Origin of the sequence: Methylophaga sp. OBS4 (assembly GCF_026319305.1) — a bacterium.
Classification (GTDB): domain Bacteria; phylum Pseudomonadota; class Gammaproteobacteria; order Nitrosococcales; family Methylophagaceae; genus Methylophaga.
Genome location: NZ_JAPDMV010000001.1, coordinates 114480 through 121309 on the forward strand (window position 1 = coordinate 114480; position 6830 = coordinate 121309).

The following is a 6830-nucleotide window of genomic DNA, read 5'->3' on the forward strand; positions in this document are numbered from 1 at the left end:
ATTCCTCTTAATAATAGCGATGGTGACGTGGCTCTACGTGAACATCAACCGGAATAAATTTACCCGGATGATGATCCATGTGAGTAGTGTAGGTTTGACCGTGATAACGATAAGTTACACGGTAGCCATCAATGCGGCGTTCATGATGATGGGATTCAGTGACCCTGCAACGCTCTTCATAGCGCGCGTGATAACTATCACGATTGCCAACATCACGGCCGACAGAGCCTCCCAGCAGGGTACCGGCAACGGTCATGGCTGTTTTACCGCCACCACTGCCAAACTGATTACCGATTACACCGCCAATAATGCCACCGGCTATGGTACTGGTGTATGAGCCGGAACCACGTCTGTAAGCAGGTTCATCCCAGCACTCGCGGTGTGGTGTAGTCACATGCACTGTGCTATAGATAGGTTCGACATGAGTGACACGTGCTTTTTCATAACGATCATAATCGTGATGGTCACGATAATAACGATCACCGGCCATCGCACCGGCTGATACCAGCGTAAGCGCGGTGGCCAGCGTTAATGTTTTGATCACGTTTTTCATGACAGCTCTCCTCTTTTGTTAGCTGTTGACTGCAGATTAGCAGAGCTAAACTGAACCAAAACTGAATGACTTGATACATTTGTTAGCTGATTTTCGATGTATCTGAGAAATAATGTGAACCAGTCGACATTTTTTCATTCATCGCTATCTGCATTAACTGCTACACTGTGATGTAGTTCACAATTACGAAAAAACGGAAATATATTCAGGAGCGAATTTGAACACGGCTTTTAGCATGAATAGGGATTCTCGTGCTGTCGATCAACAACAGATTGACAAGATGCGATTGCAAATTTTGTTGCAGCAAGGCCTGACCGCCATCCTGACCAATATCAGCATCAGTAGTATCACTGCAGTTGTACTCTATCCGCTCATCTCTTCGATGTTCGTTATCATCTGGGTTTCGCTATCAATGGTAGTGAATCTCCTGCGTTTGCTGCTATTACAACGACTGAAATTAAAGCTGGCAGGCAATCCTTCTGCCGATGCGGTACGTTTTTATGAAAATAGCTATGCATTTGCTTTATTAATAAGCGGCGGTATTTGGGGCATGCTGGGTTGGCAGTTTGACCCAACACTGCCGCTGACACAGCAGCTCATTATTCCACTGGTCGTGGCGGGCATGTCTGCCGGATCAGTGTTTTCTCATCTCAGCAGTATCCGCAGTTTCTGCGCTTTTGTGATGCCGATGATCCTGCCGGTAGCTATCGGCATTTTCCTTGCCGGGTTGGAGTGGGAGGCATTAACGACTTTTGTCTATCTCATATCAATATCGATCCTGGTTAACAATCTGCATCACCGTCTGATCGATAGTCTCGGACTTCGACATGAAAACAGCAGGTTGGTGGCTGATTTAACTGATATCAATAAAGAACAATCGGTCCTGTTGAGACAACTGCAGGAAAAAGAAAATTTTCTGCTGCATACCTTTGAGGAAGCCGGTGTGCCCATGTTGCTGATCGATAGGGAACACCAGATTCTTGATGTAAATAAAGCGGCTTGCGAGCTGTTTGGTTACTGCAAGAAGGAAATGCAGTCTTTGCGTTCCATTGAGTTGTTACACGAAGATGTTCCCCGTAATGTGAGCCCATATTTTGACGAATTGCTGAGCGGAAAGATCGATCAGTACAAAATCACCAGACGGTTCGCGAGCAGAAGCGGTAAAACCTTATGGCTGTTATCTACACTTTCTGCGGTAAGAAATGATGAAAGTGAGGTGGACTATGTAGTCATGCAGTCACAGGATATTACCCAGGAATATGTATTAAGTCAGAATCTGCAATATCAGGCGCAGCATGATGCGTTGACGGGATTGCCCAACCGTATTGCCCTGGAAGACCGGTTGCAGGAAGTGCTGCAACAGCAAGATGATGAACATGTGTTTTGTTATCTGGATCTTGATCAGTTCAAGGTTATTAACGATACCTGCGGTCACATCGCCGGTGATGCGTTGCTATGTCAAATCAGCGATATATTGAAAACATCGTTGCGACAGTCGGACATGCTGGCGCGCTTCAGCGGCGATGAGTTTGCAGTGTTAATGCCTAACTGCTCATTAGCCAGAGCAAGAGAGTTGCTCGATCAGGTTTTGAGTAACATTCGCAACTTTACCTTTGAGTATGAAAGTCACAGGTTCAAAGTCAGTGCCAGCTTCGGGCTGGTTGCCATTAAGTATGACAGTTCATTGATCGATGTATTAAAACAAGCTGACAGTGCTTGCTATGCCGCCAAAGAGGCAGGACGTGACCGGGTGCATGTATATAGCGCCGATGATATACATCTGGTTCAGCGTAATGGCGAAATGCTATGGGTTTCACGTATTCAGCAGGCGCTGGCACAGCAGAAATTGCTGCTGTACAGTCAGCCGATTATTGCCACCCATCCGAGTAATAAATCCTGGCCACATTACGAATTGCTGATCAGGATGCAAGACGATGATGGCGGCATTATTGCGCCGGGCAATTTCCTGCCGGCAGCGGAACGTTACAATCTGGCTGCTGCGATTGATATGTGGACTGTCGAACATGTGTTATCCCGCCTGCACCAGGCACGCAAGCAGGGGCGGGACATTCGAGGCATTTATGCCATTAATTTGTCGGGCCAGTCTCTGGGCGATAGCCGTTTTTACGAAAAGATTATTACCATGATTCAGGCCGAGGCTTTGGCCGAGTCGGATGCGGTGTTATGTTTCGAAATTACTGAAACCGCAGCCATCACCAATATGCGTTCAGCGCTGCTTTTTATCAGTGAGCTGCGCAAAGTTGGTTGCTTGTTTGCGCTGGATGATTTTGGCAGTGGTCTGTCATCTTTTGCCTATCTCAAGCAATTGCCCATCGATTATCTGAAAATTGACGGTATGTTTGTCAAAGACTGCATCAGCAATACGGTCAATCTTGAGATTATCAATTCAATCAACGGTATTGGTCAGGTAATGGGGCTGAAAACTGTTGCCGAATTTGTTGAAGATAATAAGACGCTGGCAATGATGAAACAGCTGGGTATTGATTATGTTCAGGGTTTCCATTTGGGGAAACCGGAACCCTGGTCTATACCCAATCAACCTTAAAATTCATGTTTTCAGAGCCATCGCAGCGTTTCCAATGCAAGGTTGTTGCGTAGGCAATGGTGATTCCCTTGTCAAGCACCATAACGCCGCATGGAGCGCTTTTATCTACCACTGAAATCGTGCGTTTTAAGGTTGATAATCAGCAGCTTTGCCACTGTTTTTCCAGACGTTTGGCTGAAACAGGGTAGGCGGTTTTTAATTCCTGAGCGAATACTGAAATCCGGAATTCCTCCAGCATCCAGCGGTAAGTTTTGAATTCCTCTGTCTGCAACTTGTCAGCCTTGCTGGTGAAGCGCTGCCAGTGGGGCATCACCTCGGCCATACGTTGTTTGTCTTTCAGCGGATCAGTGAGCAGTTTATCCAGACGGATCCCGGCGGCCTGGCAATAAACCGGCAAGCGTTCCAGGGCATCATCCGGCGTATCATGCACAAACCCCTGATATATCAGATAACCGAGCTGTTCACGGATATCACTGATGGCATTAATGGCTGTCAGGGGTATCTTGCCGCCCAGCCGTTTAGCAATTGCATGATATTCGGCCAGGGGGCTGGCAATACTCAGTGCCAGATCAGAAGCGATTTTAATCAACTCACTGCGTTTTTCATTAAGCCGTTGTTCAAACTGTTGTCGGTTTCTGACTGCCGGCTGACCAAGCAGGAAACAGCGGTCAAAGGCGACATGGATCAGGTCCGTTTTCAGCTGTTCACAGGGCGTCATCTCGGTATCGGCTTGATTCCGCTCAAACGGCGATGGCGGCACATTGGCATAGTGCAGACACATTTGCTGAATGCCCGGCAGGTTTCGAGATAAATATTTCACCGCATCCACCTGGGCCAACATGAACAAACGACGCAGCCCCAGATGCGTCAGGCTACGGGCCTGGCCGGCTGTATCCATCAGGGTCAGATCAACACTGTCACCTTTATCGACCAGTGCCGGATAAGCGGTCATTTGCAAGCCATTCTGCTCTAATGTGATGTGTTCAGGTAAGTCATTAAATGACCAGCCGGTCAGGCCCCGCTGTTCATATTCACTGTCGGGTATCTGCCGGAAACTGGCAGCAGCCTGTTTGGCCCAGTCCTGCTTGAGTTGTTCCAGGTCGCGGCTTTCAGCCAGAAGTTTGCCGCTATCATCCACCAGCCGGAAATTCATTTGCAGATATAGCGGCAGCTCTTCAGTTCGCCAGTCATTGGCTGCAATTTCAACGCCGGTCAGCTTCCGAAGTTGTTCGCTCAAAGCTGCTAATAAATCACCTGACTCCGGCGACAGATGTTGCAGACATTGATCAGCATACTGAGGCACCGGAATAAAATGACGCCGTAAGGATTTGGGCAGGGCTTTGATCAGAAAAATGATTTTGTCGCGCAACAAACCCGGCACCAGCCACTGATAGCGTTGCGGGTTGGTCTGATTGAGCAGTGACAACGGAATAGTCTGGGTAATACCGTCATACTGCTTGCCCGGCTCGAAATGATATTCCAGCGGCAGCGGCACCCGGTTGATCAGCATCTGATCCGGATAATTATCTACGGTGACTTGTTCCGCCTGATGCTGCATCAATTGTTCACGGCTTAGAAACAGCAGCTTGGCATCTTTTTTCTCTGCCTGTTTACGCCACTTCTCAAAACCGGCACCGTTGATGATGTCAGCAGGTATCCGCGCGCGATAAAAGTCGAACAGAATATCTTCATCGACTAACACATCGCGGCGGCGTGATTTTTGTTCCAGCAACTCGATATCGTGGATTAACTGCAGGTTATGGCGGAAAAAAAGCGCTTTATTATGCCAGTCGCCGTTAACTAAAGCTTCGCGGATAAATATTTCATTGGACAGTGGCGGATCTATCGGTCCGTAATGTATCCGCCGGCGGGTCACAACCGGCAAGCCGTAGAGTGAAACCGACTCAAAAGCGACAACCTGAGCGGCTTTCTTTTCCCAGTGTGGATCGCTGTATTGGCGTTTTATCAAGTCACCCGCAACCGGTTCAATCCATTCCGGCTCGATCTTGGCTACGATACGGGCATACAAACGTCCAGTTTCTACCAGTTCTGCCGCCATCAACCATTTGGGACCTTTTTTATGCAGGGAAGAACCGGGGAAGATTTGTAACTTCAGGTTACGCGCGCCGGTGTATTCAAATTTATCGGTTTTAACGGCGATATGACTGAGTAAACCGCTCAGCAAGGCTTGATGAATTTCTTCATAACCGGCTGCCACCTGATTTGGTTTCAGGCCCAGTTGTGAAACCTGTACATGCAATTGCTGATGAATATCATGCCACTCACGCAGCCGCAGAAATGACAGGAAGTTGTCACGGCAGAATTTACGCAGCTTGTTCTGACTTAAATGTTTTTTCTTGTCGTGATACAGGGCCCACAATTTGAGAAAACCGAGAAAATCCGAGCGCTCGTCTTTATATTTTGCATGCGCTTCATCGGCTGCCTGTTGTTTGTCCATCGGTCTTTCCCGCGGATCCTGAATACTCAACGCACTGGCAATAACCAGCACTTCGGTGACACTGTTTTTATCACCTGCGGCCAGAATCATGCGGGCAATGCGTGGATCAATAGGCAATTTCGCCAGCTGTCTGCCGATTACAGTAATCTGGCGGCGTTTATCAACAGCACCCAGTTCTTCCAGCAACCGGTAGCCATCATTGATCATCTTCTGGGGTGGCGGATTGATAAACGGGAATTTAGCCGGATCGCCCAGTTTGAGGGCCGACATTTGCAAAATCACCGAGGCCAGATTGGTTCGCAGGATCTCAGGATCAGTAAAGGCCGGACGATTATTAAAATCCTCCTGGTCATAAAGGCGAATACAAATACCCGCGGCAACACGACCACAGCGACCTGCACGTTGGTTGGCACTGGATTGTGAAATTTTCTCAATGGGCAGCCGTTGAACTTTATTCCGTACACTATAGCGACTGATACGGGCATTACCCGGATCGACGACGTAGCGGATGCCGGGCACGGTAAGCGAGGTCTCGGCGACATTGGTAGCCAAAATAATTCTGCGTTGACCTCCGGTTTTGAAAACCCGGTTTTGCTCAGCAGCAGATTGGCGGGCAAATAAAGGCAGAATTTCAGTCTGAGGCGGGTGATGTTTACGCAAGGCTTCCGATACATCACGGATATCTCGCTCACCGGCCAGGAAAATTAATACATCGCCCGGTCCTTCGCGGCATAACTCATCCACCGCGGCCACAATGCCTTGCACCATGTCGTAATCGGGTGAATCTTCATCAGCGGTCAGCAGGGGACGGTAGCGGGTTTCTACCGGATAGGTACGGCCGCTGACTTCGATAACAGGGGCATTATCAAAATGGCGGGAAAACCGCTCGGTATCAATCGTCGCCGAGGTGATGATGACTTTCAGATCGGGGCGTTTGGGTAATAGCTGTTTCAGATAGCCGAGCAGGAAGTCGATATTCAGGCTGCGTTCGTGCGCCTCATCAATGATCAATGTGTCATATTGGTTAAGAAAGTTATCGTTCTGGGTTTCGGCCAGTAAAATGCCGTCGGTCATCAATTTGATATAGCTGCGATCGGCGTTGACTTGATCATGAAAACGGACTTTGTAGCCGACCACCTGGCCGATTTCGGAGTTGAGTTCTTCCGCAATGCGGGTAGCCACTGTTCTGGCCGCAATACGTCTGGGCTGGGTATGACCAATCAGTCCGGTTACCCCTCGGCCCAATTCCAGAC

General features: G+C 48.6%; 3 protein-coding genes. 1 reads left to right on the forward strand and 2 read right to left on the reverse strand.

Going from position 1 to position 6830, the window contains the following annotated elements; translation table 11 throughout:
* Window positions 1–7: 7 nt before the first annotated feature.
* Window positions 8–553, reverse strand: coding sequence for a glycine zipper 2TM domain-containing protein (locus tag OMP95_RS00565; RefSeq protein WP_266324808.1), 546 nt, complete (start codon window positions 551–553; stop codon window positions 8–10).
* A 235-nt stretch (window positions 554–788) separates the two neighbouring features.
* On the opposite strand from OMP95_RS00565, the gene OMP95_RS00570 reads away from it, so the two are divergent.
* Window positions 789–3119 (forward strand): putative bifunctional diguanylate cyclase/phosphodiesterase, encoded by a 2331-nt coding sequence (locus OMP95_RS00570; RefSeq protein ID WP_266324810.1) that lies wholly within the window; start codon window positions 789–791, stop codon window positions 3117–3119.
* 139 nt (window positions 3120–3258) lie between these two features.
* Here OMP95_RS00570 and hrpA read toward each other — a convergent pair.
* A partial coding sequence (gene hrpA / locus OMP95_RS00575; RefSeq protein ID WP_266324812.1) for an ATP-dependent RNA helicase HrpA occupies window positions 3259–6830 on the reverse strand: 3572 nt, incomplete at its 5' end.

Bases quoted from the DNA above. Each gene is read 5' to 3' on its own strand.
- OMP95_RS00565 (WP_266324808.1), bottom strand. From the start codon at position 553: ATGAAAAACGTGATCAAAACATTAACGCTGGCCACCGCGCTTACGCTG.
- OMP95_RS00570 (WP_266324810.1), top strand. From the start codon at position 789: ATGAATAGGGATTCTCGTGCTGTCGATCAACAACAGATTGACAAGATG.